A 25,509-nucleotide genomic window follows, 5' to 3' on the forward strand; every position below is an offset into this window, starting at 1 on the left:
AGCCGCCGCACCAGGGTGGTGCGGCGGCAAACTTACAAACGCTGGCGGGGTTGCCTACTCTACCACCACCCGGCGGGTCACGGTGCCTTCGGTATACGCCACGCGCACCAGGTACAGCCCCGCGGGCAGGCCCGCTACGCTAAGGCCGACTTCGGCGCCGGCCATAGCCGCCTGCTGCCGCACCGACCGGCCCAGAGCATCAACCAGCTCCACCGTCAGCGGGTGAGCCGTCGGATCGGGCTGGACGTGCAGCACGGAGTGGGCCGGGACGGGCCAGGCTGCCGTGCGGGCCGCTACGGCCGCCGGCGCCGCCATCCGCAGCACATTCGACGCCGTAATGCGGGCCAGGCCGATGGTCGGCAGGCCCCCGACCGAGGTGAAGGACCCCGCTACTGCAATGGTCCCCGTGGGCTGCACCGCCAGGGCATAGACAATGCCGTTGGGCTGCACCGTGCTGCCGAAGGACGCATCTGCCTGCCCCGAGGCGAGCAGCCGGCCCAGGTTAGCCGGCATAGTGGTACTGGAGAAAGAGCCGCCCACCAGGATGCGGTTGTTGGGCTGCACCGCCAGGGTCCATACCGTGCCGGTCAGGGTCAGATTTTGCGCAAACGCGGCGTCCAGAACGCCCGTCGGGCTCAGGCGGGCAACTTTGGCGCGGGGCGTGCTGCCGTAAGCCGTGAACACTCCGCCCACCAGAATCTGCCCGTCGGGCTGCAGCGTCAGCGCGTTGACCGTGCCGGGAAAGGTGAGATTGGTCACGGTTGAGGTGCTGTTGAAGGTGTTGTCGACCGCGCCGGTGGGCAGGAATCGCACAATGTGCAGCTCACTGCTGCTGCTGCCTGCAAAGAGGCTGGCGGCGACGATTCTGCCATCGGGCTGCAGGGCGAAGGTGCTGGTGCGGGACATCGTGCCGAAGCTGGGGAAGGCGTTGGCACTCACGCTGAAGGTCGGGTCTACGCTGCCCGTGGCGTTCAGGCGCACCATGGTGGCCGTAGTGACGGGGCCCGAATAGGTGAAGCTGCCGCCGGCGAGGATCTTGCCATCGGGCTGGAGCACTACGCGGTTGAGGCCCGAGAAGGCCCCGGCAAAAAAGCCGTTGTCGGGGGAACCGCCGGGCTGAAAGCGCAGCACCGAGTTCGACGTACCGGCTACTACTTTACCGTCGGGCTGCACCTGCACGCTGTGCACCGACAAGGGAATCGACCCGATGCTGCCCGTAAAGCCGGCATCCAGGGTGCCGTCCGTATTCACCCGGGCCAGCCGGTGGGCCCGCTGGCCGTTTATCTCCGTGAAATTGCCGCCGATGATCAGCTTGCCGTCGGGCTGCTGAGCCAGGGCCAGCACGATGCCGGAGCGCTGGATGGTGGGGGCAAAGGAAGGATCCAGGGCGCCGGTGCTGGTCAGCTGCACCAGGGGCGTATCGTCGCGGGTACCAAAGACGGAGAAGCTGCCGCCCACCAGCACCGTGCCGTTGGCCTGCAGAAACAGGGAGTTGATCTGACCGATCTGGGAGTTGATTCCGCTGCCCGCCTGGAAGGAGGCATCCAGGCTGCCATCGGCGTTCAGGCGGACCACACCGTTGCCGGGGCTGCTGCCGCTCGAGCTGAGCCGGCCGCCCACGATAATCTTGCCATCGGGCTGGGGCAGCACGGTCGTATCGAAGTAGACGGCCCCCACGCTGCCGGAGTCGAAGCCAGGCGCCGAGAAGGTGTTATCGACGGAGCCATTGGGATTCAGCCGGACCAGGCCCAGACCATTGGCAGGTCCGCCGCTAAGCAGGCTATTGCCGCTGATCAGCAGCTTGCCATCGGCCTGCCGGGTAATCTGCGACACGTAGCTGAAGTCCTGCAGGGGGGAGAAGAAGCTGGTATCGAAAGTGCCGTTGGCATTGAGCCGGGCCAGCCCGTTGCACACCTGCCCACTGATGCTGGTGAAAAAGCCCCCCACCAGAATCTTGCCGTCGGGCTGCAGCGTCACGGTCACGACCTCGTCGTCGGCGCCCAGGCCGGCGCTGAAGCTCACGTCCGGGGTTCCGTTGGCATTGAGCCGGGTGATGTTGCCGGCGGTATTGCTGTTGAAGGTGTCGAAAAACCCGACGGCGACAATCTTGCCATCCGGCTGTTCCGCTACCTCATCGACGAAGGAGGAGCTGCCGTTGGCAGTGGCCCCGAGGCCCGCATCGAAAGCCGCATCGGCGGTGCCGTCGTTGTTGAGTCGCAGCAGGCTCTGGCGGCCGAGGCCGCCGGCCGTAAGCGCGCTATTGAAGGCCACCATCAGGTATTTGCCGCTGGCCAGCTGCGGCGCTTTGATGGCACCGCTGGCGCCGCTCAGATTCTGGGTAAACGGCTGATCCAGGGCGCCGGAAGCATCGAACCGGACAAGGTTGGTAGCCGGAGTGCCATTGACCCGGGTGAAGGCTCCCACGACCAGGCGCCTGCCATCGGCCTGCTGCCGAACCGAATACACCGAGCCGGGCGCGTACAGGCTCTGGCGGCTAAAGGTGGGGTCTACTGCCTGGGCGGCCGCGGGGCGGGCCAGCAGGGGCAACAGCAATAAAGTGAGGGGGATGCGTCGAAGTAATTTCATGAAACGAGTAAAGAATGTGGATGAGGGCAAATAGTGCTTAAAGCTAGAGAATAGCCCGGATAATTAAGGAGCCGCCCCGGCAAATATCCCGCGGCCGGCCCGGCCCATTGAGCGCAGCGGCGTTTGCTCGTGTCGGCCGGGTCCGCGGGGTGCGGCGGGCCGGCTACTGCTTTGTAAGCTCCCCCTTAAAGTGAGCCAGTCAAAACCAGAGGTCAGGCAGCTTGGCGAAACTCAATGGGGGTTAAGAAGTTGAGGGCCTCATGGGGCCGCAGATGATTATAATCGTACTGCCAGCTCAAGCACTGTTCGCGCACCTGGCGGAGGCTGGTAAAGAGATAGGCGTTGAGCAGCTCCCGGCGAAAAGAGCCGTTAAAGCGTTCAATATAGGCGTTTTGCGTCGGACTCGCCGGCTGAATCCAGTGCAAGTCAATCCCCTGTTCCTGGCACCAGGCCTGTAACACCTGGCTGATAAGTTCGGGGCCATTGTCGACCCGGATGCGGGCCGGGCTGCCGTGGCGGCGGACCAAGGTGGTGAGCAAGGCCACGACCCGCGTGGCGGGCAGCGAAAAATCGACCTCCATGCCGAGCACTTCCCGGTTCCAGTCCTCGACCACGTTCAGGGTACGAAAGCGGCGACCGTCGGTCAGCGCATCGCTCATAAAGTCCAGCGACCACCACACGTTGGGCTGCGCAGGTACTTCCAGGGGCCGTTTTATCCGCTCGGGCAGGCGTTTCTTTTTCCGCCGCTTGCCCAGTTGTAAGCGCATTAGCTGATAAATACGCCACAAGCGTTTGTGATTAACCACAATCCGTAGTTTGCGCAGCCGGTAGTAGTACTTCCAAAAGCCCCAGCCGCCGTGCCGCTTCACCAGCGCCCGCAGCCGGGCAACCAGGTCGGCATCGGCGGGCTGGAGCCCCCCACGGCCCCCACCCGGGGGCGGGGCGTAGCTGCCGCGGGCCAGGCCCACGAGCGCACACGCCTGGCGCTGGCTCAGCCCCCGCCCGCAGGCGTAGTGGGCCACCGCGCGCCGGGCCGTGGGGGTACCTACTTTTTTCGCAACACCTCCTTGATAACCTGGTGTTCCAGGCTCAACTCGGCGTAGAGCTGTTTGAGGCGGCGGTTTTCCTCTTCCAGGTGCTTGAGGCGCTGCAACTCGCTCACGCTCATGCCCCCGAACTTGCTTTTCCACGCGTAAAAGGTGGGCTCGCTGATGCCGTGCTCCCGGCAAATCTGAACCACCGTCTGGCCCTGGTCCTGTTGGCGCAAAATACCCAGTATCTGGGCTTCGCTAAAGCGGCTTTTTTTCATGAACAGTTGAAAATAGAAGAAGTGAAAAGTTACTACTTCTCTCTACTTTTGACTGGCTCACTTTGGGGGGAAGCTTACAGAGGGCATCTCGCACTTTACCGTGTTCAATGAGCAGCAGCAGCCTTTAGGCGAGCGGCTCTACTTCCAGGCGCCCCGGGCGCCGCTGGCGGTTACGGCCCGGGCCGATAAGGCCCAGTACACGATTCGCGACAAAGTGAGCGTGCAGCTTTCCACCGCCACTACCGACGCCCGGCCGGCCGGTGCCAGCCTGTAGATGGCCGTCTACCGGCTCGATTCGCTGACGACGGCACCCACCGCCGACATCTACCGCTACCTGTGGCTGAATGCCGACCTGAAGGGGCCCGTGGAGGATGCGGCCTACTACTTCACCCCGACCAACCCCGACGTGGCCGCCGTCACCGACAACCTGATGCTTACCCAGGGCTGGAGCCGCTTCCGCTGGGCGCAGGTGCTGGCCCCCGCGCCGGTAGCTTTCGAGTTCCTGCCCGAGCTGAACGGGCCACTGGCCCGCGGCCGGGTGGTGCAGGCGGGTACCGGCAAGCCCGTGCCCGGCATCACCACGTATCTGTCGGCGCCCAGCCGCATCGTGCGGCTGAATCCGGCTACCAGCAATGCGGCCGGACTCGTCCAGTTTGAGCTGAATGACTTTTATGGGGCCCGCGACGTAGTCGTGCAGACGGACCCCAAGCAGGACAGCACCAGCCGCGTGGAGCTGCTGCCGGCCTTTTCCCCGCAGTACGACCTGACGGCCCCCGCGCCCTACGCGGCGCCCACGGCCCGCTTTGAGGCCGCCTTCACCCGCCGCCACTTCCAGGCCCAGGTGCAGAACATCTACTCCGGCAAGTACAAAAACCGCTACCGGTTCCCGGCCGTCGACAGCATGGCCTTCTATGGCAAGCCCGACGAGGTGTACCTGCTCGACAAGTACACCCGCTTCAAGGTGCTGGAAGAGGTAATGCGCGAGTACGTGCCCGGCGTGGTGGTCCGCACCCGCAAAGACGGCTTTCACTTCATGGTGCTCGACAAGGTCAACAAGACGCTGCTGTCGGAAAACCCGCTGGTGCTGCTCGACGGCGTACCCATCTTCAACCTCAACAAGATGATGGCCATGGACCCGCTCAAGATCCAGAAGCTGGAAGTGCTCGACAGCCGGTATTTCCACGGCCCGTCCATCTACGACGGCGTGGTGAGCTACACCACCTACAAGGGTGACCTCGAAGGCTTTCCCCTCGCTGCGCGGGTGCTGGTGCAGCAGTACGAAGGGCTGCAGTACCAGCGCGAATTTTACGCCCCCCACTACGAGACGCCCGAGCAGCTGCAGAGCCGCCTGCCCGACCTGCGCAACCTGCTGTACTGGAATCCGGATATCACCACGACCGGCGGCGCGGCCCGCCCGCTGGAGTTCTACACCGGCGACCAGGCCGGGCGCTACCTGCTGGTCGTGCAGGGCCTGGCGCCCAACGGGCAGGCCGGCAGCACCAGCGTCAGCTTCGAGGTGAAGCCGGCCTTATAAGCTTCGGTCAAAGGGTTGTCCGTTAAAAAGCCGGGGCGCTGCGCTGCCAATCGAGCCGCTAGGGCGGAACGGGCAGGGCAGCGCCCCGGCTTCTGAATGTCAGGCGGCTACTCCACCACGATACGGCGCGTTACCGGGCCGTCGGCACAGGTGACGCGCAGCAGATACAGCCCGGCCGGCAGGTGCTGCACCGGCACGTCGGCGGTGGCTGACAAGTGTTTTTGCTCCCGCACAATCCGGCCCGTCAGGTCCAGCAGCGCCACCTGCTGCGGGCGCAGCGCCGGATTCAGGCGCAGGTGCAGCACATCGTGGGCGGGGTTGGGCCAGGCTTCGGTGGTGGCGTCGGCCAGGGCGGAAGGCGCAGCTGCCAGCACTTGTGGCGCCGTGAGGCGGGCCAATGACAGGCGCGGCTGACCATCGACCTGGCTGAACTGCCCGCCCACCACGATACCGCCGTCGGCCTGCACCAGGGTACTGTACACCGCGCCGGTAACCAGCGCGGGGCCGGCGCCAAATGTGTTGTCCAGCCCACCGTCGGGCAGCAGCCGTACCAACGGGCCTTTGCTTACCCCGCCTACCCGCAGCGACAGGCTGGAGCTGAGCAGCAGGCGCCCATTGGGCTGCACAGTTACCTGGCTGAGGGTGGCTCCCGCCGTCAGGCCGGCATCAAAGCTGGCATCCACACTGCCATCGGCATTCAGGCGAGCCAGGTCCATGCGCGCGGCGCCGTTGTAGCTGGCAAAGCTGCCGGCCGCCAGTACCTTGCCGCCGGCCAGCGGCAGCACCTGCTGCACCCAGGCCCCGCTGGCCACCGTAGGCACCGTAAAGGAGGGGTCAAGCGTGCCGTCGAGGTTGCGCCGCACCAGCACCGGCCCCGGCGTGGGGTTGGTGGCGTAGAAAAAGCTGCTGCTGTACAGGCGCCCGTCGGGCAGCAGGGCCAGGCTCAGCACCTGCTCTTGCTTTACCGGGGAGGCGGTCAGGTTGGCTTCGTAGGTCTGGTCGGTCTGCCCCGTGGGCAGCAGCCGGTGCAGGGCCGTGCCGAAGGTGCCAGTGAAGCTGAGCGTAGTGCCCCCAACCAGCACGCTGCCGTCGGGCTGCACGGCCAGAGCGCTGACGGTGCTGCCGGTGCCGTTGGGGATGAAGCCGGTGCTGAACGTAGGGTCGAACTGCCCGCCGGGCTGCAGGCGGGCCAGCAGGGGCGCCGCATTGCCGGCTACCTTTCTGAACCGGCCGCCCACCAGGATTTTGCCATCGGTCTGCAGGGCCAGAGACTCCACGGTATAATCCGGCCCGGCTGCGGCAAAGGCCGCGTCGCGGGAGCCGTCCGGATTCAGGCGCAGCAGGTTGCCGGCGGGCTGCCCGCTGACGCTGGTAAAGCGGCCGGCCACCAGCAGCTTGCCGTCGGGCTGGCTGAGCAGGGTGTTGACGTAGCCCGCCGCGAGCAGGTCGGCCCGGAAGGTAAGGTCGGGCTGGGCGCTGCTGGTCAGGCGCACCAGGCTGGTGCCGATGGTAGCAAAGGCGTTTTTCAGGTTGCCCGCCACCACCACGCTGCCGTCGGGCTGGAGCACGAGGCTGTTGATGGTGCCGAGCAGGTTGGGGCCGGGCGCAAAGCTCGGGTCCAGCGTGCCGGTGGGCAGCAGGCGCACCAGGCTGGAATTGACGGGGGCCGGGGCGCCATAGTAATTTTCGAAGCAGCTGCCCAGCAGCACCCGGCCCTGGTCGTCGACGAGCAGCTGGTCGTTGCCGCTGTAGTCGGTGGCGAAGCAGGTGGCCTGGCCCGAGGCCGGGTTGAACTGCGGGTCGTAGGTGCCGGTCGTCGTGAGCCGCTGCAGAAACTGGAAGTTGCCGGCCGGCGTCTGCAGGCCCGAGCCCTCGATAATCAGGTTGTTGGTGCGCGGGTCGAGGCCCAGGTGGGCGACGTAGGCGTAAGCAGGGCCATTCACGACGGGGGTGAAGCTGCCGTCGTAGGAGCCGTCGGCGTTCAGGCGCACCAGCATCCGGCGGCCGGTGCCGTTGAAGTTCTGAAACCGCCCTCCGGCCACGATCTTGCCGTCGGGCTGCACCAGCATCGTGGTCACTTCCCCGGTGAAGCCGCTGCCCAGGTTGGCCGCAAACTGCGTGTCCACGCTGCCGTCGGCGTTCAGACGCACAAAGCTGGGGCTGGCTACGCCGTTGAAGGCGGTGAACGTGCCGCCGAGCAGGATTTTGCCGTCGGGCTGCACCCGCACCACTTTGGCCAGCCCGCTGCTGCCGGTACCCGTGGCCAGGGCCGGCCCCAGACTACCGTCGGCGTTCAGCTGCACCAGGTTGCGGAAGCTTTGCCCCGCTACGCTCAGCGTGCCGCTGCCCAGCAGCAGCAGCCGGCCCGAAGGCAGCTGCCGCAGCCCTACGGGGGCCGTCTGCACGGCGGCCAGCGTGGTAAAGCTTTGGTCCAGGGTACCGTCGGCATTCAGGCGCACCATTCGCGGGGAAGCCACGCCGTTGGCCTGAATAAAATTGCCGCTGACTACGTACCTGCCGTCGGCCTGCCGCAGCAGGGCCCGCACCGTGGCGGGCTGGTACACGTCGGTTACCGGGAAAGCCGGGTCAAGCGTCTGGGCGTGGCTGAGGGGGGCGGCGCTGAATAGCAGGACGGCGCCCAGCGCGGCGGTCCGAAAAAGATGGTTCATCGGGATAGTGGTCAGGGTAGCAGCACTAAAGGGCAGCAAAGTAACGGGACGGCCGGCCAACAGGCAATACTTGTCCGTCTCAGGCCTGGTTTGCTGACGGCATCCTCCAGGTCTGGTAGCCGGTACACCTTACTCTATCACCAGGCGCGCGGCCGCAGTTCCGGCCCGCACCACGTACACGCCGGCCGCCAGCCCGGCCGGCAGCCGCAGCGCGGCCGTGCCCGTAGCATCGGCCGGAGCCGAGGTGACTACGCGGCCCAGGGCGTCGAGCACTTGTACTACGGTGCCCGGAGTGGTACCGGTGAGCGTGGCGGCGTGGCGGGCAGGGTTGGGGTATACCTGCAGGACGCGCCATTTCCTTTTTTGCGCTACAGGCAGCGCTGTTCCTGCATTGGTCAGGCGCAGCAAACCCAGTTGTTGTCGGGTGGCATTGGGAGCATACACAAATTCCCCCCCCAGCAGCATCCTATTTCCTGAGGTCTCACTACAGGCATATACGCTACCGTAGCCGGGTATGACGGGAAGCAGAGCATCAAGCGAGCCGTCCGGATTAACTCGCACCACCCCCAGGCCGGCCGTTACGGCTGAGCGGGAATAGCCGCCCACCCATAGCCCCCCGCCAGCCCGCGGCAGCAAGTTGCGGGCGTCAAACTGCGCGGATAAATGGTCACGGAAAGTTGTGTCGAGCCGCCCCGTAGCCAACAGCCGCGCAATGGTTCCGCGCTGCCCAAGCGCAGAGGTTGGTACCTGCCCGCACAGGGCCAGCTTGCCGTCGGTCTGAAGCACCATATCCTGCAGCAAAAGGGATCTGTGAGCATTTACCTCCGTAGCCTGATAAGTCGGGTCGTACTGGCCACTGGGCAGGACCCGATGAATTTGCTGGCCGGCCAGCAGCAGGCGCCCATCCGGCTGCACGGCCACTTGGTTGCCGCCGCGCAGCCAACTATCCAAGGTCAGGGAAATCAAAAACGTATTATCCAATGCGCCATTTACCCCCAAGCGGGCAAACCACCGGCCGTTGTACGCAGTGGCCAGTATGCCGCCGATAACGATACGGCCGTCGCCCTGCACGGCTAGGGCTTGTAGGGCATAGCCACTCACGACAACACGCTGAAAGGTGGTATCCAGTCGCCCGTCAGAATGAATTCGGACGAGGCTGTTCCAGGTTTGCCGGGCCTGCACTACAAGCCCGCCGCCCAGTAGAATCCGTCCGCTAGGTTGCACGGCTATTCGTTCTACCGGGCCATCTACAAACGGGCTGCGCCGCGTAAAAGCGGTATCCAATTCATCGTTTGCCAACAGACAGGCGACATTACCTGCCCGTACGTTGCCCAGAACGTCGAAGCGGCCGACCAGCAGGGTACGACCATCCGCCAGGCGCAGCATCCGCCTGATGTAGCCGGGACGGTAGAGCTGCGGCCGATACTGCGCATCGACCTGCCCGGAGGGCAGCAGCCGCTGTAAGGAGCCCAGCAAGCCGGCCTTGTGATTGTATTGCCCATAGATAAGCATGTTGCCGGCCGCATCCAGTCCCGAGCCCTGCATAACCAGGGGCAGGCGCCCGGTGGGCATAAAAGTCACATCCTGCTGACCGTTTGCGAGCAGGCGGATGGGCGCCGCGTTGGCTACGGGTTGGGCAGGTAGCACCAGCAAGCGCCCGTCGGGCAGCAAGTGGGCGCGCTGACCATTGGGCTGGGCGATGACGCCATAAGCAGGTGGGGCCTGAAAGCTGACGTCGCGCTGGCCGGATGCAAGCAACTGCTGAATACCGGCCGTATGGCCCTGAATAACTACGGAGGACCGGGCTACCACCAGAATCTGGCCGCCGGGACGCAACAATACCTCCTGCACATCGGCACCACCGGCCACGCCGGCCTGGAAGCTGGCATCGGGCTGCCCATTGATCAGTAACCGGATCAGAGCGTTGCCGGGCGCGCTGAAAAAGCCGCCCACCAGAATACGGCCGTCGGGCTGCACGGCCACCGCATTGACGGCGTCAGTGGCACGGGCGGTGCCGATGAGCGGATTGAAGCCCGTATCCAGACTGCCGTTTGCATTCAATCGAATCAGCCGCGGGCCGGTGGTTCCCCCGTCGCCGGCGAGGAGAATCTTGCCATCGGGCTGCAGGGCTGCGGCCCGCAGGTTGGGCATACGACTTCCTCCCAAGTTCATCACAAAGCCAGGATCAGGCTGGCCATCGGGCAGCAGGCGCACAACCGGGCCGTTGAGCTGCGGGTAACTGACGAGCTTTACTCGGTCCGGGGCAATGACCAGTATCCGTCCGTCCGGGTAGCGCAGCAGCCGCGGCATCAATTGCCCATAAGATGCCTGCCCGAGCTCCAGGCCGCCGAGTTGTTGCTGAAAAGCCTGGTCTGGCAGCCCATCTGGCAGCAGCCGCACTAAGTTGCTAGCCAAGCTCCCATCAGCATACCACTGGCTGCCCAGTACTAGCGAACTGCTGTCTGGCAGAGGCTGCACGGCATAAATTTGAGCGTACTGCTGCGCATCTAACCAGAAAGTAGAGTCGACCCGCGCAGCCGTACTTTGCGCCAGCACCGCTGTTTTTGCTAATAGTAAACTGATTAAGATAACAGCACGCACACCTACCGAGTATAGAGAAGTCATAAGCAGTGACAATAAGAAGTACTAGCAACTAAAAGTACTGCATTTAGACTTTCCGCCCACTTATAGTTCGCCTTCCCGCGGCTACCTTCGCCCCGCTATGACCGACGCCCCCGCTGCTCCTCGCAAGCTCTTCCTGCTCGACGCCTTCGCCCTGATCTACCGCGCCCACTTTGCCTTCAGCAAAAACCCGCGCATCAACTCCAAGGGCATGAACACGGGCGCCATCCTGGGCTTTACCAACACGCTGGTGGAGGTGCTGCAGAAGGAGAAGCCCACCCACATCGGCGTGGCCTTCGACGGCCCCAAGAAGACCTTCCGCCACGAGCAGTTCCCCGCCTACAAGGCCCAGCGCCAGGCCATGCCTGAGGACATCGGCACGGCCATTCCCTACATCAAGCAGATCATCGAGGCTTTCGACATTCCCATCCTGATTCTGGACGGCTTCGAGGCCGACGACGTCATTGGCACCCTGGCCCAGCGCGCCGAGGCCCACGGCTTCGAGGAGGTGTACATGATGACGCCCGACAAGGACTACTGCCAGCTCGTCACCGACCGCATCAAGATCTACCGGCCCGCCTTCATGGGCAACGCGGCCGAAATCCTGGACCTCGACCACGTGCTCAAGCGCTTCGAGATTGAGCGCGCCGAGCAGGTCATCGACATCCTGGGCCTGCAGGGCGACGCCTCCGATAACATTCCCGGCATTCCCGGCATCGGCGAGAAAACGGCCAAGACGCTGATTCAGAAGTACGGCTCGGTCGAAAACCTGATTGCCCACGTCGATGAGCTCAAGGGCAAGCAGCAGGAAAACGTGCGCAACTTCGCCGAGCAGGGCCTGCTGAGCAAGGAGCTGGCCACCATCCACGTGAACGTGCCCCTGCCCTTCGAGCCCGAGCAGCTTTGCTGCTCTGCCCCCGACGAGGTCCGGCTCACGGCTTTGTTCGATGAGCTGGAATTCCGGCAGCTGGCTGCCCGGGTGCTCAAAACCGGCCCCACGCGCACGGCCGTGCCCATCAGCCCCGCCAAGGGCACCAAGAGCAGCATTCCGACCGGCGCCGGCCACCAGGCTTCGCTGTTTGCCCCGGCGCCCGGCATCACCGAGTTTATCGACGACGACGAGGACGCGCGGCCCGGCCCGCAGGGCCCCCGCCGCACGTTGGCCGAAGTACCCCACCAGTACCACCTCATCGAAACGCCCCGGCTGCGCCAGGAGCTGCTGAAGTTTCTGCTGCTGCAGACCGAAGTCAGCTTCGACACCGAAACCACCGGGCTCGACACGATGACGGCCCGGCTGGTAGGCATGAGCTTCTGCTGGCTGCCCGGCGAGGCTTACTATGTGCCCGTGCCCCAGCACGATGCCGCCGCCGCCCAGGCCCTGGTCGATGAGTTCCGGCCGTTTCTCGAGCACGCCGGCATCGTCAAGGTAGGCCAGAACATCAAGTACGACCTGACCATCCTCAAGCACTACGGCATCCGCATCGGCGGGCCGCTGTTCGACACCATGCTGGCCCACTACCTGCTCGAGCCCGACATGCGCCACAACATGGACGTGCTGGCCGAAACCTACCTGCACTACACGCCGGTTTCTATCACCGAGCTGATTGGCCCCCGGGGCAAAAAGCAGAAGACGATGGCCGACCTGCCCCCCGCCGACGTGTCGAACTACGCCTGCGAGGATGCCGACGTAACGCTGCAGCTCAAGCACGTCTTTGAGCCCAGGCTGCAGGAGCTGGGCTTGCTCAGGCTGCTCAATGAGGTGGAAAACCCGCTGGTGCCGGTGCTGGCCGACGTGGAGTACGAGGGCGTGAAGATTGACTCGGCTGCCATGGGCGACTACTCGGCCCAGCTCCAGGGCTACATCACGGAGCTGGAGCAGCAGATCTACGCCGCCGCCGGGCAGGAATTCAACATCGGCTCGCCCAAGCAGCTGGGCGAGGTGCTGTTCGACAAGATGGGCCTGGGCGGGGGCAAGATCAAGAAAACCAAGACCGGGCAGTACGCTACGGGCGAGGAAATCCTGAGCGTGCTGGCCCTCGACAACCCCATTGCCGGCCTGATCCTGGAGTACCGCCAGCTCACCAAGCTGCGCAGCACCTACGTGGAGGCCCTGCCCCAGCTGGTCTGCGAGGCCGACGGCCGCGTGCATACCAGCTTCAACCAGGCCGTGACGGCCACCGGCCGCCTGAGCAGCACCAACCCCAACCTGCAGAACATCCCGATCCGGACCGAGAAGGGCCGCGAAATCCGTAAGGCCTTCGTGCCCCGCGACGCCGACCATGTGCTCATTGCCGCCGACTACTCCCAGATCGAGCTGCGCATCATGGCCGACTTCAGCCAGGACGCGACCATGATTGAGGCCTTCCGCAACGGCATCGACATTCACAGCAGCACGGCCAGCAAGGTATTTAAGGTGCCGCTGGAAGCCGTGGACGGCGAGATGCGCCGCAAGGCCAAGACCGTGAACTTCGGCATCATCTACGGCATCTCGGCCTTTGGCCTGGCCCAGCGCCTGGGCATCGGCCGCAAGGAAGCCGTCGACATCATCGACGCCTACTTCCAGGAGTTTCCGGCCGTGAAAACCTTCATGGACGCCAGCATCAACAAGGCCCGGGAGCTGGAATACGCCGAGACGCTGCTGGGCCGCCGCCGCTACCTGCGCGACATCAACTCGCGCAACGCCACGCTGCGCGGCTTCACCGAGCGCAACGCCATCAACGCCCCCATCCAGGGCACGGCCGCCGACATCATCAAGATTGCCATGATCCGCATCCACGAGTGGCTGCAAAAGGAAAACCTGGGCACCCGCATGATCCTGCAGGTCCACGACGAACTGGTCTTCGACGCGCCCAGGTCGGAAGCCGACTACGTAATACCCCGCATCAAGGAGCTGATGATTGGCGCCCTGCCGCTGAGCGTGCCGATGGAAGTGGAAGTAGGCACGGGCTCGAACTGGCTGCAGGCGCACTAAGCAAACCAACCACTTTAGAAGCCCGTCAGGTTGCCTCTACCGGCCCCTGACGGGCTTTTTTGCGGCTGAATACGTATCCTTCCGTATAGCTTGGCATTGTCGTTTGCTCACTTTGCAATCAATCCTATGCCCCACCATGCTCCTACCACCACCCTCCAGAATCTAGCTCGTATTGGTCTGGCCTCCTTTATGGTCGTGGCCGGGGTTGGCCACCTCACCTTTGCCCGGCAGGATTTCCAGGCCCAGGTCCCCGATTTCGTGCCGTTGAGCAAGGACACGGTCGTATTGCAGTCGGGCGTAGCAGAAATTGGCCTGGGCCTGGCGTTGCTGCTGGCCAAGCGGCGGCGGGTGCAAATGGGCCTGGGGCTGGCGGCGTTCTACGCGGCCGTTTTTCCCGGCAACGTCCACCAATACACCCACCACCTCTCCGCCTTCGGCCTCGATACCGACGCCAAGCGGCTCGGCCGCCTGTTCTTTCAGCCGGTGCTGATGGGCTGGGCCCTGTGGTCGACGGGGGCACTTAAGATCCTGCAAAAGAAGCGGTAAGCCCGCGGCCTCGGCTCAGCCAAAAACACCTTGGCCCCGAAGCGGGTATTACTGCCTATGACACCTGACGTTTCTTTTGATGCCGTCGTTATCGGGGCGGGCCCCGTGGGCCTGGCCTGCGCCCTGGAAATTCAGCGCCGGGGCCTTACCGTCTGCGTTGTTGATAAGGGGGCGCTGGTCAACTCCCTGGTCGGCTACCCTACCAACATGGAGTTTTTCTCCACGCCCGAGCTGCTCGAAATTGGCGGCTACCCGTTTCCCACGGCCCACTACAAGCCCCTGCGCGAAGACGCCCTGGATTACTACCGCCGCGTGGCCGCGGGTGAAAACCTGACCCTGCGGCTCTACGAGCAGGTGCTGGCGCTGGAAGGCACGCCCGGTGCCTACGAAGTCGTGACGACCAAAGGCCGGCTGGCGGCGCGGTTCATCGTCGTGGCCACCGGCTTCTTCGACGTGCCCAACCGCCTGGGCGTGCCGGGCGAGGAGCTGCCCCACCTAAGCTACTACTACAAGGAGCCCTACGCCCACGTCGGGCAGGAGGTAGTGGTCATCGGGGCCAAAAACTCGGCGGCCAAAGCGGCCCTGCAGCTGGCCCGGGCTGGGGCGCGGGTTACGCTGCTGGTCCGGGGCGCGGCCATTTCCGAGTCGGTGAAATACTGGATCCGGCCCGACCTGCTCAACCGCATTGCCGAAGGCCGCATCAGGGCGCTGTTCAGCACCACCATCGAATCCATTGACGCCGACGCGGTGCAGGTGCTTACGCCGGACGGCCCGCAGGCCGTGCCCGCCCACTTCGTGTACGCCCTCACCGGCTACCAGCCCGACTACCGCCTGCTCACGGCCCTGGGCATCGACTGCCGCACTGATGCCGCCCGCACCCCCTGGCACAACGAGGAGACGTTTGAAACCAACCGCCCCGGCGTGTACATGGCCGGCACTGTGTGCGGCGGGCTGAATACCAGCCGTTGGTTTATCGAAAACGGCCGGCACCACGCCGCCGTCATTGCCGCCCAGCTGTTCGCTCCGCTGGGTGAGGCTGCCTGCGTCCGATGAAACGGCCCGCCGGCCGAGGACAAGTGGCGCTTAGACCGCAGTGAATGGCAGGCCCCAGGTTCCCGACTCCTGAGTCGGGAACCTGATTTCGAAGCGCTTCCGGCACTGCTGTAAACAAAAAAATCCCCGCTTCACATCTGGAAGCGGGGATTTTGCAGAGCGTCAGACGCTAGTTTTAATCAGGGAAAAATGACGGCCCGGTAGGCGTTCGGGTTCACCGACTGCAACGTCGAGCCATACTTGGCGTTGATGACGCTGATCATCTCGTTGGCAATGACCGCGTAGCCCCGGGGCGTAGGATGCACGCCATCCAGCGAGAACAGGTTGCCGGAGATGAAGCCCGCCGTATTCACCGTGCCGTTGATGGCAAAGCCCGTGGCTGCAATCTGGGCGAAGAAGGCGTTGGCATCAAAGATGGCCAGGCCCTTGGCGTTAGCCTTGCTCTTGAGCGCATCGTTGAAGGCGGTGGTGGCCGTCAGCACCAGCGGCTGCTCCGCATCGTCGAGCACCAGGGTGCTGGGAATCGGGTTTTCGGTGGTGGCACCAAACGCTTTCGTGGTGTCGATGGCGCTGGCGGCCAGGAAGACACTCAGCGAAACCGTAGGCGGCAAAGAAGCCTTCGCCTGGTTGTAGACGTCGCGCCAGGCCTTGCCGTTGTTGGGGCGGCCGAACAGCGCCACGTAAGGCGACGCGGTCAGCGTGAACAGCTGCCGGCCACCGGTGGCGTTGCGGATGTCAGCCGGGGCAAACGACTTGCGCGCGAGCGGAGCGCCGGTGAAGGCCGGGCCCGTGGTGATGAAAACAGTAGCCGCACCGGGCAGCGTAGCCCGGAAGCCAGGGCCCACGGTGGTGAAGAAGGGAATGTTGGTCACATCCGGAATCGTGGCTACCACGCCCTTGGCGCCGTTGGCGGTCAGGTCATCCAGAATGTTGCTAGCCAGCCGGGTAAAGTCGGCCACGGGCGTGAGGGAGCTGGCGGCGGCACCGGCCGTAGCGAAGCCCAGCACGTCGTTGTTGCCCAGCCAGAAGGAAAAGAACGTGGGGGTCGAGGCGGCGACACGCTGCCGGTAGGTTTGATTGCTCCCATCTGGCGTAATACGCTCGAAGTAGGAGTTGAATATTGGAGTTGGTGCCACCAAGGTTCCTCCATTCAAAGCAGTATTGCCAAACCCAGCGGTTTCGATATCCGACATTCGAATACCGGTTACGCCAAGGTTATTTATCGGGCTGGTATCTTTCGTGTAGATGAACTGCAAACCGGTACGGGTGGGTATTCCGCCGCGGATAGCCACTCTATCGGTGACGCTGGCCGTGAGCGGGGAACCCGTGGCAGTAAAGCCCGTCAGGCGCAGATACCCCGACCCGTTCAGCTGGGCTTCGGTAAACAAGGGCTGGGTGAAGTCGCCCCCACCGGCGGCCCGGAGCTGGCCGGCCAGGATGTTGGGGTACGAGTTGAGCTGGCCATCCCGGTAGAGGCCGCCATCGCCAAAGCCGGCCGTGAGCGAGTTGCCAATGGCAACGTACTTGGAAAAGTCGGCGGAGCCTTTATCGATGCCGGGCGCTTCCACATCGGGCTGGCACCCGCTGAGGAGCAGGCCGAGCAGCGCCAGCGCCGGCGTCCCTTTCGTGAGCAAAGAAGTGTTCATATGGCTTGGTGGGAAGAAGCGTTAGAAAGAGTAGGTGAAGCCGATGCCGGGAATGACAATCCGCGTTTTGTAGGTCCCCGCAATGCGGTCGGTGGTACCGGCATCAATGAGGTCCTGCTGGGTCTGGGTGCGTTTGCGCAGATCAATAAACTGGGTGGACACATCCACGCCGAAATGCTCCCCAACCTTGTAGGTCAGGCCGGCCGTGATGCCGATACGATCCGCATCCGGCGTTTCGGGCGTCACGAAGCCGTCTTTCACGGGGGAGAAGTCGTAGGAAGCTCCGGCGCGCACGGTCAGGGCTTCGGTAGCCTGGTACTGGCCGCCCAGGCGCAGGGTTACGGCATCTTCGTATTCGCGCCGCGAGTTGCTCACGTTGGAGCCGCCCACCTGGCCGGAAGTCGACACGAGGCCCCCGGCGCCGTTGTTGCCGCGGAATTTGAAGTCCAGCGACTTGTAGGCGCTCCACTCCACGTAGTTGACATCCAGACCCAGGGTCGTCTTTTCGTTGGGCATGAAGCCAAAACCCAGGGTAGTGGTGGCCGGCAGCGGCAGCGTCACGTCGAACTCCGTGGCCGTGAAGCGTCCTCCCACCGAGGCGGGTATGTTGGCAAACGTTACGTCGCCCCCGTCCACGGTGGCGTCGATGCGGGAGCGGTAGCTGGCGCCCACGCTGAACTTATCGGAAGGCTTGAAGTAGATGCCGCCGTTGAAGCCAAGCTTGGTCAGGGCTTTGCCGTCCAGCGTTACGTGGCCGGGCACGCCGGGCTGGCCTTCAATGGGAATGTCTTTCTGCAGGTTCACCGCGCCGTAGGCCAGGATAACCAGGCCGCCACCCACGCTCAGCTTGTCGGTAATAGCGTAGCTCACCGTGGGCTGCACGAAGATGGACTTCAGGTCGATGTCGGTGAGCGAGAAGCGACCTTCCCAGCCTTCGGCGTACTGCAGCTTGCTGCCAAAGGGCGTATAGATGGCAATGCCGGCGGCAAACTTGTTGTCTTTCGACCCGAAGCCGGCATACAGGTTAAACGGCGTCACCACCGAGTTGCGCAGCTCGCGCTGCTCGCCGCCAAACTGCGAGCGGAAAGCACTGCGGGCAAACGTGGCGTTGCCGCCGATCTGCACGCCCCGCTCCCGGACCATGGCCAGCGCCCCCGGATTGTAGAACATGGCAGCCTGGTCGAGGGAAAGCCCAACGCCAACGCCGCCCATGCCGTTGTTCTTCTGTCCGGCCAGCGTTACCTGAAAGCCCCCGGCCGAGGCGGTGGAGCCCGTAAGCAGCGCACCACCCACGAGGAGTAGAGATTTTAACTTCATATGAAAAGGGAAAAAGTGGGAGTTTGGGGTTGTTGGGACTAAATGTAGGGAGAAAATCAATTGGATAGTCGGCACGCCGACTATTTTTAAGGCAGCCGTAAGTTGCTGGCAAAGCGGGTCCGCAACCGTCATTCGCTCAGCCGTTCTACCCGGGCTCGAACACTTGCCGGCGGCGCAGCTGAAAGTGCTGGCCGGCCACCAGCAGATGCACCCGCAGATCCTGCCCGGACACCGGCTCGCCGCGGCCCGCGCGGCCCAGGTTGCTGCCGCGCAGCTGCTCGCCGTCCACCACCATCACCACGCCGTCGCCGAATACTTCGGCCTCGCTGCCGCCGCGGATGATAAGGCCGGTTTCCTCGGCCAGGCCCACGCCCAGGCACATGGGGTGCACCAGCACGGCGTGGGCCAGGCGCCCGAAGCGCCCGCGCTCCACGAAATGCTGGTCGAGCAGCAGCTGCGGCACCAGATCCAGGGCGTGCACCGTGCGGATGCCGCCCTTGCGCAAGGCCCGCCAGCCGTGGCCGTCTACCAGCATGTAGTCGCCCAGCACGGAGGCGCCGGCGCTGGTGCCGGCCACGCAGAAGCCGGCGTCGGTGCGGTAGCGCAGCAGCAGCTGGCGCAGAAACTCGGTGCCGAGCAGACTCTGGGTTATCATTTCCTGGTCGCCGCCGGTGAAGAAGACCAAGCTGGCTTCCTGCAGGCGGCGCAGGGTGGCGGGCTTGTCGGCAGAGTGGCGCTCATCGATTTTGAGGTGGCGCACCTGGGTGCAGCCCAGCTCCCGAAACGCCCGCGTGTAGTTGGTGCCCGTGGTGGTAGCGTCGCTGGAAGCCATGGCCAGAATCTCGATGCGGGCCTCGGGCGTCGGCAGCAGGTCGCTGAGCAGGGCCAGCATGGCGTCATCGTCGCCGCCGCCGAGGGCAACGAGGGTTCCGAGCGGCGGAGAGAACGACTGGGGCATAAGCGGCACTGGGAAGAGCGGACGCCAAATGTACACGGGCTTTCGGAAAGCTATTCGGCGTCCTGGGCCAAGCTGAGCGGTACCACGCGGTTTTGAGCGGAGAAATAACGCCGGCCGGTGACAGGAAATGAAATTCGCGGCGCGGCAGGGCCGTTTTTTTCGGCTATTTTTGCGGGCCCGTTTTCGGACCAAATCTTCCTGCCTAGCGAGAAACTACCGCCTTTTCCTGTTAATGAATCAGCACCCGACTACCGACCAGATAACGACCCTGATTCAGGAGGGCGAGTTTTTTAAGCTCAAGGAGTCGCTCAAAAGCTTTGAGCCCTCGGAGCTAGTAGCGCTGATTGAGGCCGAGGAAGAACGGGAGCAGCTCATTATTTTCCGGCTGCTGCCCCTGCGCCTGGCCACCCAGGTGTTCGAATACCTGGAGCTGGAAGTGCAGAAGCATTTTCTGGCCAATCTGACCCAGGAAAAAATTGCCGATATCCTGAACGAGATGTCGCCCGATGACCGGACGGCCCTGCTCGAGTTCCTGCCCGACGACTTCGTGAAGGAGCTGATCCAGACTCTGTCGGAGGCGGAGCGCAAGGTGACGCTGGAGCTGCTGGGCTACCCCGAGTACAGCGTGGGCCGCCTGATGACGCCCGACTACATTGCCATCCGCGAGAACTGGACCGTGCAGCAGGTGCTCGACTACATCCGCCGCCACGGCGGGCAGTCGGAAACGCTGAGCATGCTCTACGTGACCGACAGCCGGGGCGTGCTGATTGATGACATCCGCATCCGCGAGTTTTTGCTGGCCCCGCTGGATAAGCCCGTGAGCGAAATCATGGACCGGCGCTTCGTGAGCCTGCGCGCCATGCAGGACCAGGAAGAGGCCATCGAGGTGTTCCGGCGCAACGACCGGGTGGCGCTGCCGGTGGTCAACGACGAGGGCTTCCTGTTCGGCATCGTGACCATCGACGACATTCTCGACATCCGGGAAGAGGAAGACACCGAGGACATCCAGAAGCTGGGCGGTTCCCAGGCCCTGGATGAGCCCTACCTGAGCATTCCTTTGCTGAGCATGATCCGCAAGCGGGCGGGCTGGCTGGTGATTCTGCTCATCGGCGAAATGTTTACGGCCACGGCCATGGGCTTCTTCGAGGAGGAGATTTCCAAAGCCATTGTGCTGGCCCTGTTTATTCCGCTCATCATCAGCGCCGGCGGCAACGCGGGCTCCCAGGCTACCTCGCTCATCATCCGGGCCATGTCGTTGGGCGAGCTGACGCTGGACGAGTGGTGGCGGGTGCTGCGCCGCGAGCTGGCTACGGGCCTGATGCTGGGCGCTATTCTGGGGGTGGTCGGGCTGGTGCGCATCCTGCTCTGGTCGCGCCTGTACCCCGGCGAATACGGGGAGCACTACTGGCTGATTGGCTTCACGGTGGGCTTTTCGCTGGTGGGCATCGTGCTCTGGGGCTCGTTGTGCGGCTCCATGCTGCCGCTGCTGCTCAAGCGCCTGGGCGCCGACCCGGCCACATCCTCGGCCCCCTTCGTGGCCACGCTGGTCGACGTGACGGGGCTGGTGATTTACTTCTCGTTTGCCCTGCTGTTTCTGAAGGGCACGCTGCTGTAGCCGCCGCGCCGTATGGGCTAGTGCTGCCACCGGCTGGTAGCAGCCCGCCGCTTTTCCTTCGCCCATGACCGAACAGTTTCTCACCAAGCAGGAGTGCCACTTCACCTGGCTCGACCTTACCAATCCCACGGTGGCGGAGCTGCAGGCCGTGGCCGACCAGTACCGCCTGCCCGATGCGCTGGTGCACGACTGCCTGGAGCCCACCCACCTGCCCAAGTTTGAGGCCACCAACGGGCTGAACTTCGTGATTCTGCGGGTGCTCGTGGTGCCCGAAAACAGCCAGGCCGATACCATTCAGGAGCTGAGCACCAAGATTGCCGTGTTCTACGCCGCCGACTACCTCATTACGGTGCACCGCCGCCCCCACCCCGTGCTAAGTGAATTGAAGAATGTGGCCCGGGCGCCCGGTCAGGAGTGCACCACGCCGGCCGAGGTAGCTATTCACCTCGTCCGCTACACCCTCAGCAGCTACCTGCAGCCCGCCCACGTGCTGACCAAAGAGCTGGACGACTACGAAGCCGAAATATTTCTGAAGCGCGAAGGGCCCAACGCTCTGCAGGGCATGTACTTTCTGAAGCGCAAAGCCTCGGCCGCCAAACAGCTGCTGCTGCTCACCCGCGACATTCTGACCAAGCTGCGCCGCCAGACCGCCACCGACGCCGCCGATAATACACTGCTGCAGGATACCCAGGATTTGCAGACCAAGGTCGAAACCCTCTACCAGCAGCTCGACGGCGCGGCCACCAACCTGATGAACCTGTACCTGTCGTTGTCGTCGCAGCGGACCAACGAAGCCATGCGGGTACTGACGGTCTTCTCGGCCTTCTTCCTGCCCCTGACCTTTATTGCCGGCGTCTACGGGATGAACTTCGAGTACATGCCCGAGCTGGCCTGGAAGCTGGGCTACCCGGGCGCCATGGCTGCCATGGTGCTGATTTCCGTCGGCATCTATTCGTGGTTTAAGCGCAAAGGCTGGATCTAGATTTCTGAACCCACCGCGCCGGGCCCCGGCTTGGCGCAGTACCATGTAGCAGGCTGTTTGTATGCGGAATCTTGACTGGCGCCGAAAAACCTGGGCTGGGCTGCTGGCCGGCCTGAACGCGCTGCTGGCCGGCTGCGCCGCCGTAGGGCACGTGCCCAGCCTGGAGCCGGGCAACTATCAGGTTCTGCAGGCTACCGACCCCGCCCTGGCCGCCGCCCTGGGGCCAGACCGCTCCTTCTACGTGGAGCAGGTGCAGGATTCGCTGCAATTCCTGGCCCCGCCCCGGCCGCCGGAAACCGCACCCCGCCGCTTCAGCTACCCTTTGCGCCCGGGTCAGCACGTGCTTCTGGTCGGCCGCAAGTTTGACCTCGACGTGTTTACCATTCCCTTCAAGGCCCGCCCGCCCCAGGGTCCGGTCCCGGTGCAGCTCAATACCAATTTCAACGCTGCCCTGTATTTCGGCCGGCGGCTGGACTTTTACCATCTGAACAGTGCCGGGCAGCCGAACGGGCAGCCGGCGCCGCAGATCCGCACGGTAGGGCTGGGCTACGGCCTGTTTACGGGTCTGGGCTCCACGGCAGTTACCCCGGACGTGACCAACCAGCAAACCCGCATTGCATCCGGCTACGAGGGCTTCGTGGTGCACGTGGGGGCCGCCGCCATCTACGATGCCCGCATCTTCAACCTGGGCTTGGCCGTGGGCGCCGACCAGCTGCTGGGTCCCGATGGCCGCCACTGGATCTATCAGCGCAAGCCCTGGTATGGCGTGCTGTTTGGACTGGACCTGAACTAAGCCGGCCGGCTTACTCCACGCGGCCGCGGTTGGCCTTTTTCTCCCCGTGCTTTTTCTTCGATTCGAGGCGCTTGCGCACCGCACCTTTGCTGGGCTTCGTCGGCTTGCGGGCCTTGGGCTTGTGCAGGGCCTTGACCAGCAGCTGATGAAACTTGAGCAGCGCGGTTTCCTTGTTGCGCAGCTGGCTGCGGTCTTCCTGGGCCACCACCAGCAATTCGCCTTCCAGCGTGAGCCTGGAGGCCAGCTTTTCGAGCAGGGTCTGCTTCTGCTCTTCACTCAGCAGCTGGGAGTCGGCCAGCCGGAAGCGCAGCTCCACCCGCGACTCCACCTTGTTCACATTCTGGCCCCCGGGGCCGCTGCTGCGGCTGGTCTGAAACTGAAGCTCGGGCAAAAAGGCGTCGGCGGGCGGCAGCATGGGAGTTGCGGATTTGAAGGAGAAAAAAAGCAAGGTAAAACGCTCCGGCAGCGGGGGCGGCAGTAGGATTAGCCCTGCAAATTCAGCATTTTCCACAACAGCCCGCCCAGCACACCCGCCCGCGCCGTCCAGGCCAGGGTCCGAATCCAGTTGGTGCGCACTAAACCGTCGATGGCCACGTAGTCGTAGCCGAGGGCGAGGCGGTTGTGAAACGGCACGGAGATGAAGAAGGTGGCCGCCCAGATCAGCACCACCAGCCCCAGCGCCCACCACACGGCCGGGCCCAGCGCCCGGCCCTGCCAGGCCAGCGCGGCAGCCAGCAGCAGCTCCAGCACCATCGGGGCCAGCACCACCCAGCTGATGCCGCGGGCGTGCTGCTGATGAAAGGCCGGAAAGGCGGCGCGGTCCACCTGGGCGAAACCGGGATAATGGGCCAGCTGCACCGTCCAGATAACGCCGGTGAGGTAAGCGGCCAGAGCAAAGTTGAGCAGCAGGAGCAGTTTGAGCGACATAGGGCAAAGTAACGGCTCTGGCCGCAACGGTACGCGGCGGGCGGCGGCGCCGTAGCCGGCCGGAACTACTCCGGCTTGTTGAGCTTGCTGATGTAGCGCAGCCGGCCGTCGGTGAAGAGCGTGTGAAAATAGACTACCGCAATGGCAAAAACCACCGAAAACAACCCCAGCAGCGCATTGTAGTAGGCCGGAGCCAGCAATGAGAACCGGATAAAAACTGTAACCAGCACGAAGGCCGAGTAGCGGAAAATATCCGGGTAATGCAGCGTGTAGCGGAACGCCACGAGCATAAACAGCACGTCCGCGAATATCAGAATCAGGTAGAACCGGTCCGCTGACTGCACCCACACCCCGCTGCGGAACATGTGGTAGAGGTCGTACGCCGACAGCAGCAGCAGCGTGAGCAGGACCAGCAGCGAAATACCCTGCTTGAGCGCCACAAACTGCTGCTTGTCGCCGACCTCCCGCGTGATGGAGCGGTGCCGCTGCATCCCGTAGTAGACCGAAAGCAGCAGAAATACGAACAGGGCGCCCACCCCGTCGGCAATCATTTTATACACCGATTCGAGCTGGCTTTGCAGCGGCACCACAAAGTTGTAGTGCGAGAATTCCTTAAATGACGAGCGTAGCAGGATCAAGCTCAGAATCTCGATCTGCTTGCCAATGGAATTCGCTATCGACTGCGGAATCACAAAAACCAGGCTGATCATCTCAAAAAACAGCAGGAGCGTGAAGGAGATTTCCACGGCCTGCAGAAAGTGTACCCGTGCCCACAGCCCCCGCAGCCCGAACAGGCCCAGGTAGTTGCAGCAAGCCACCCCGAGGCTGCCCACAAATACGGCCACCAACGCCACGCTCATAAAACGGGCCGTTTGCGGGCTTTCCCAGAATTGCTGCAACGCCTCATAAATTCGCTGGATGGCTGTGAGAAGCTTCATAAGGGTGAGGGAAATATTTGTCTTTACAAATACTCGCCCCCCGCCAAATGTTCTGCGGCGGCGCCGCCGCCGCCAATGCGCAGCCCAGAAAGCCCGCCCTTAGCTCACCCAGCGGCCGGCCTACGTGGCCCAACCTCTCAGAAACTCACCGTCTGACCCGGCCAGCCAAACTTGTGGGTTCCTGTTACATTCGCCATTCCACTTAGTGTTCTGCCTCCGCTTATGAATCCATTGTTTTCCCGACCGCGCCGCTGGCTGCTGGCGGCTCCTTTGCTGATGCTGGCCGCCTGCCAGCCCGGCGGCAAATCGGCCGGCACGGCCCGGCCCGACCTGCTCCAGGCCAACCTCGACACCACCGTGCGCCCCGGCGACGACTTTTTCACCTACGCCAACGGCGGCTGGCTGAAAAAACACCCGATTCCGGCCTCCGAAAGCTCCTGGGGTATTGGCAAGGAAGTGCAGAACGAGGTGTACGCCCGCCTGCGCAGCCTGAATGAGGAAGCGGCCAACGCCAACGCCGCGGCCGGCACCAACCAGCAGAAAATCGGGGATTTCTACGCCACCGGCCTCGATTCGGCTACGGTGGAGCAGCAGGGCCTGGCCCCGCTCAAGCCGGAGCTGAACCGCCTGGCCGCCATCCAGTCGGTAGCCGACGTGCAGGCCGCCATTGCCCGCCTCATTCCGCTGGGCGTAAACGCGCTGATTGGCCCCTACGTGGGGCAGGATGCCAAGAACAGCGACAAGATGGCCCTGCAGCTGTGGCAGGCGGGACTGGGTCTGCCCAACCGCGACTACTACTTCAACAAGGACACGCGCACGGCCAACATCCGCCGCGAGTACGGCCGCCACGTGGCCCGCATGTTCCGGCTGATGGGCCAGGATTCGGTAGCCGCCCAGGCCAGCAGCGCCCGGGTGGTAGCCCTGGAAACGGCTTTGGCTAAGAGGGTGTTTGGGAATTTAGGCAAGCCGGTTTAGGCATAAGGCCATGTTGGCGAGCAAGAGCCAGGTGACGTGGCTGGCGGGGGTATACTCGTAGTCAATGG

The 25,509-nt window shown here is 63.8% G+C and carries 19 protein-coding genes; 9 read left to right on the top strand and 10 right to left on the bottom strand.

All coding sequences use genetic code 11. The features are described 5' to 3' along the window. Positions 1-54 precede the first annotated feature (54 nt). The gene (locus tag ABD842_RS15595) at positions 55-2,586 is read right to left on the bottom strand and encodes a T9SS type A sorting domain-containing protein (RefSeq protein WP_345115902.1); all 2,532 of its coding nucleotides are present in this window, start codon (positions 2,584-2,586) and stop codon (positions 55-57) included. 212 nt (positions 2,587-2,798) lie between these two features. Beyond that, a protein-coding gene (locus ABD842_RS15600) for an IS3 family transposase (protein ID WP_345115905.1) occupies positions 2,799-3,895 on the bottom strand; the annotation gives its coding sequence in 2 pieces (ribosomal slippage) (positions 2,799-3,646 and positions 3,646-3,895; 1,098 coding nt in all). Between the two features lie 100 nt (positions 3,896-3,995). Here ABD842_RS15600 and ABD842_RS15605 point away from each other — a divergent pair. Beyond that, complete coding sequence (locus tag ABD842_RS15605) at positions 3,996-4,169, top strand: hypothetical protein (RefSeq protein ID WP_345115907.1); 174 nt, start codon at positions 3,996-3,998, stop codon at positions 4,167-4,169. Continuing rightward, positions 4,170-5,429 carry a hypothetical protein gene (locus ABD842_RS15610; RefSeq protein ID WP_345115909.1) on the top strand — a complete coding sequence of 420 codons (1,260 nt, stop codon included), beginning with the start codon at positions 4,170-4,172 and terminating at the stop codon, positions 5,427-5,429. A 107-nt stretch (positions 5,430-5,536) separates the two neighbouring features. Here ABD842_RS15610 and ABD842_RS15615 read toward each other — a convergent pair whose 3' ends face one another. Both ABD842_RS15615 and ABD842_RS15620 read right to left on the bottom strand, forming a co-directional pair. Continuing rightward, complete coding sequence (locus ABD842_RS15615) at positions 5,537-8,098, bottom strand: T9SS type A sorting domain-containing protein (RefSeq protein ID WP_345115912.1); 2,562 nt, start codon at positions 8,096-8,098, stop codon at positions 5,537-5,539. Between the two features lie 129 nt (positions 8,099-8,227). After that, entirely contained in the window at positions 8,228-10,699 is a 2,472-nt protein-coding gene (locus tag ABD842_RS15620; protein ID WP_345115915.1) for a T9SS type A sorting domain-containing protein, read from the bottom strand. 121 nt (positions 10,700-10,820) lie between these two features. On the opposite strand from ABD842_RS15620, the gene polA reads away from it, so the two are divergent. The 3 genes from polA (at position 10,821) to ABD842_RS15635 (ending at position 15,290) form a co-directional block, all read left to right on the top strand. Further along, positions 10,821-13,691, top strand: coding sequence for a DNA polymerase I (polA, locus tag ABD842_RS15625; RefSeq protein WP_345115918.1), 2,871 nt, complete (start codon positions 10,821-10,823; stop codon positions 13,689-13,691). Positions 13,692-13,817: 126 nt separating this feature from the next. After that, positions 13,818-14,237 carry a DoxX family protein gene (locus tag ABD842_RS15630; RefSeq protein ID WP_345115921.1) on the top strand — a complete coding sequence of 140 codons (420 nt, stop codon included), beginning with the start codon at positions 13,818-13,820 and terminating at the stop codon, positions 14,235-14,237. Between the two features lie 57 nt (positions 14,238-14,294). After that, positions 14,295-15,290, top strand: coding sequence for a YpdA family putative bacillithiol disulfide reductase (locus tag ABD842_RS15635; RefSeq protein WP_345115924.1), 996 nt, complete (start codon positions 14,295-14,297; stop codon positions 15,288-15,290). A 179-nt stretch (positions 15,291-15,469) separates the two neighbouring features. Here the strand turns inward: ABD842_RS15635 and ABD842_RS15640 are convergent, their stop codons facing one another. The 3 genes from ABD842_RS15640 to ABD842_RS15650 all read right to left on the bottom strand — a co-directional run bounded on the left by ABD842_RS15640 (position 15,470) and on the right by ABD842_RS15650 (position 19,211). Next, positions 15,470-16,936, bottom strand: a complete 1,467-nt coding sequence (locus ABD842_RS15640) for an SGNH/GDSL hydrolase family protein (RefSeq protein ID WP_345115927.1) — start codon at positions 16,934-16,936, stop codon at positions 15,470-15,472. Between the two features lie 21 nt (positions 16,937-16,957). Beyond that, positions 16,958-18,253: an OmpP1/FadL family transporter gene (locus ABD842_RS15645; protein ID WP_345115930.1), complete on the bottom strand. Its 1,296-nt coding sequence runs from the start codon at positions 18,251-18,253 to the stop codon at positions 16,958-16,960. A gap of 145 nt (positions 18,254-18,398) precedes the next feature. Continuing rightward, positions 18,399-19,211 carry a cyanophycinase gene (locus ABD842_RS15650; protein ID WP_345115933.1) on the bottom strand — a complete coding sequence of 271 codons (813 nt, stop codon included), beginning with the start codon at positions 19,209-19,211 and terminating at the stop codon, positions 18,399-18,401. Positions 19,212-19,443: 232 nt separating this feature from the next. Here ABD842_RS15650 and mgtE point away from each other — a divergent pair, with 232 nt between their 5' ends. The 3 genes from mgtE to ABD842_RS15665 all read left to right on the top strand — a co-directional run bounded on the left by mgtE (position 19,444) and on the right by ABD842_RS15665 (position 22,601). Beyond that, positions 19,444-20,826 (top strand): magnesium transporter, encoded by a 1,383-nt coding sequence (gene mgtE / locus ABD842_RS15655; RefSeq protein ID WP_345115935.1) that lies wholly within the window; start codon positions 19,444-19,446, stop codon positions 20,824-20,826. A gap of 64 nt (positions 20,827-20,890) precedes the next feature. Then, complete coding sequence (locus tag ABD842_RS15660; RefSeq protein ID WP_345115937.1) at positions 20,891-21,808, top strand: magnesium transporter CorA family protein; 918 nt, start codon at positions 20,891-20,893, stop codon at positions 21,806-21,808. A gap of 61 nt (positions 21,809-21,869) precedes the next feature. Next, positions 21,870-22,601, top strand: coding sequence for a hypothetical protein (locus ABD842_RS15665; RefSeq protein WP_345115940.1), 732 nt, complete (start codon positions 21,870-21,872; stop codon positions 22,599-22,601). A 10-nt stretch (positions 22,602-22,611) separates the two neighbouring features. On the opposite strand, the gene arfB is transcribed toward ABD842_RS15665, so the two are convergent. The 3 genes from arfB to ABD842_RS15680 all read right to left on the bottom strand — a co-directional run bounded on the left by arfB (position 22,612) and on the right by ABD842_RS15680 (position 24,466). Continuing rightward, entirely contained in the window at positions 22,612-23,016 is a 405-nt protein-coding gene (arfB, locus tag ABD842_RS15670; protein ID WP_345115944.1) for an alternative ribosome rescue aminoacyl-tRNA hydrolase ArfB, read from the bottom strand. 68 nt (positions 23,017-23,084) lie between these two features. Next, complete coding sequence (locus ABD842_RS15675; RefSeq protein ID WP_345115947.1) at positions 23,085-23,528, bottom strand: hypothetical protein; 444 nt, start codon at positions 23,526-23,528, stop codon at positions 23,085-23,087. Positions 23,529-23,593: 65 nt separating this feature from the next. Continuing rightward, complete coding sequence (locus ABD842_RS15680) at positions 23,594-24,466, bottom strand: hypothetical protein (protein ID WP_345115950.1); 873 nt, start codon at positions 24,464-24,466, stop codon at positions 23,594-23,596. A gap of 222 nt (positions 24,467-24,688) precedes the next feature. Between ABD842_RS15680 and ABD842_RS15685 the strand changes: the two genes are divergently transcribed. Then, a complete protein-coding gene (locus ABD842_RS15685) occupies positions 24,689-25,441 on the top strand; it encodes a M13 family metallopeptidase (protein ID WP_345115953.1) in 753 nt (250 codons plus the stop codon). The last annotated feature ends 68 nt before the right edge of the window (positions 25,442-25,509 follow it).

The organism is Hymenobacter algoricola (assembly GCF_039539525.1).
GTDB lineage: Bacteria > Bacteroidota > Bacteroidia > Cytophagales > Hymenobacteraceae > Hymenobacter > Hymenobacter algoricola.

What these genes read in the sequence shown, in the direction of transcription:
- ABD842_RS15640 (WP_345115927.1), bottom strand. Translation starts at nt 16,936, where the DNA reads ATGAACACTTCTTTGCTCACGAAAGGGACGCCGGCGCTGGCGCTGCTC.
- ABD842_RS15675 (WP_345115947.1), bottom strand. Translation starts at nt 23,528, where the DNA reads ATGTCGCTCAAACTGCTCCTGCTGCTCAACTTTGCTCTGGCCGCTTAC.
- arfB (WP_345115944.1), bottom strand. Translation starts at nt 23,016, where the DNA reads ATGCTGCCGCCCGCCGACGCCTTTTTGCCCGAGCTTCAGTTTCAGACC.
- ABD842_RS15635 (WP_345115924.1), top strand. Translation starts at nt 14,295, where the DNA reads ATGACACCTGACGTTTCTTTTGATGCCGTCGTTATCGGGGCGGGCCCC.
- ABD842_RS15680 (WP_345115950.1), bottom strand. Translation starts at nt 24,466, where the DNA reads ATGAAGCTTCTCACAGCCATCCAGCGAATTTATGAGGCGTTGCAGCAA.
- ABD842_RS15645 (WP_345115930.1), bottom strand. Translation starts at nt 18,253, where the DNA reads ATGAAGTTAAAATCTCTACTCCTCGTGGGTGGTGCGCTGCTTACGGGC.
- ABD842_RS15595 (WP_345115902.1), bottom strand. Translation starts at nt 2,586, where the DNA reads ATGAAATTACTTCGACGCATCCCCCTCACTTTATTGCTGTTGCCCCTG.
- polA (WP_345115918.1), top strand. Translation starts at nt 10,821, where the DNA reads ATGACCGACGCCCCCGCTGCTCCTCGCAAGCTCTTCCTGCTCGACGCC.
- ABD842_RS15660 (WP_345115937.1), top strand. Translation starts at nt 20,891, where the DNA reads ATGACCGAACAGTTTCTCACCAAGCAGGAGTGCCACTTCACCTGGCTC.
- ABD842_RS15630 (WP_345115921.1), top strand. Translation starts at nt 13,818, where the DNA reads ATGCCCCACCATGCTCCTACCACCACCCTCCAGAATCTAGCTCGTATT.
- ABD842_RS15610 (WP_345115909.1), top strand. Translation starts at nt 4,170, where the DNA reads ATGGCCGTCTACCGGCTCGATTCGCTGACGACGGCACCCACCGCCGAC.
- ABD842_RS15650 (WP_345115933.1), bottom strand. Translation starts at nt 19,211, where the DNA reads ATGCCCCAGTCGTTCTCTCCGCCGCTCGGAACCCTCGTTGCCCTCGGC.
- ABD842_RS15615 (WP_345115912.1), bottom strand. Translation starts at nt 8,098, where the DNA reads ATGAACCATCTTTTTCGGACCGCCGCGCTGGGCGCCGTCCTGCTATTC.
- ABD842_RS15685 (WP_345115953.1), top strand. Translation starts at nt 24,689, where the DNA reads ATGAATCCATTGTTTTCCCGACCGCGCCGCTGGCTGCTGGCGGCTCCT.
- ABD842_RS15665 (WP_345115940.1), top strand. Translation starts at nt 21,870, where the DNA reads ATGCGGAATCTTGACTGGCGCCGAAAAACCTGGGCTGGGCTGCTGGCC.
- mgtE (WP_345115935.1), top strand. Translation starts at nt 19,444, where the DNA reads ATGAATCAGCACCCGACTACCGACCAGATAACGACCCTGATTCAGGAG.